This is a genomic window from Oceanivirga salmonicida (assembly GCF_001517915.1).
Classification (GTDB): domain Bacteria; phylum Fusobacteriota; class Fusobacteriia; order Fusobacteriales; family Leptotrichiaceae; genus Oceanivirga; species Oceanivirga salmonicida.
On sequence record NZ_LOQI01000143.1, the window covers coordinates 1 to 1,012 of the forward strand.

Annotated in this window: 1 protein-coding gene; it reads left to right on the plus strand. The window is 20.9% G+C overall.

Translation table 11 applies throughout. The features are described 5' to 3' along the window. Window positions 1-31 precede the first annotated feature (31 nt). Window positions 32-1,012 (plus strand): ABC transporter transmembrane domain-containing protein (locus AWT72_RS08645; RefSeq protein WP_082680604.1); only part of this gene is annotated, 981 nt, incomplete at its 3' end.

Below are 1,012 nucleotides of genomic sequence, written 5' to 3' on the forward strand. Positions count from 1 at the left end.
AGCATAAATATCATATTTTTAGGAGAAAGTAATGAAAAGGATTTTTAAATCTAATATAAAAGAAATTATAAAATATTTTTTACTATGTATTTTAGTATCTGTAATTACAGTAACAGAAGCATTTTTAGTAAATTCATTTGCAGAAACAGCAAAATTTGGGAATTATGCTAAATTTAAATTTATTTTATTTGCAACCATAATATATATAATGTTTCAGGGGATTAGTTATTTTATACAATCATATTATAGTAATAAATTAGTTCAGAAACTTACTTTTGATTTAAGAGAACAAATATTTAAGAATATAATTTTTAATCAAGATATAAATAAGACAGATGAACAGAAAAATAATGAAATAATAGCATTAACTACTCAAGTTGAAAGTATACAAGAAAAATATTTTTCAAGTATATTTTGGGGTGGGTATTTATTTACTCAATTTATATTGGCTACTATTGTATCAATAATAATTAAGCCAGAATTTATATTTTTTATATTAATTTTGAGCGTTCCTATGTTATTAGTCCCAACAATTTTTAAAAATCGTATAATGAACAGTAAACAAAATGTAATAAATAAACAAAAAAAGTTTATATCAAAAATCTTAGATTATGTACAAGGTGTATCAGCTTTAATTTTTGCAAAAAAAGAAAAAGAAGTTTATAGTCGATATAAAGTAGATAAAACAGATTATTTTGCATCTGAAATTAAATTTGTTAATTTAAATTCTAAAGTTGAAATGTTTAATTATATGTCAACAAGTATTTTATATTTAGGAGTATGGATAACTGGTATATATTTTGTTATAATTGGAGATTTTACATTACAAAAAGTTATAGCATTCACTCAATTAGTGGGTATGATTGTAGTTCCTTTAAATAATGTATTGACAATAAGTAATAATTATTTTAGTGGTCAAGAAATAATAAATAGTATTAAGCATTATTTGCATTCTTTTGAAGTTGAAACTTATAAAGAAAAGCCTCTTGTAGATATAAATAAAATTAAATTT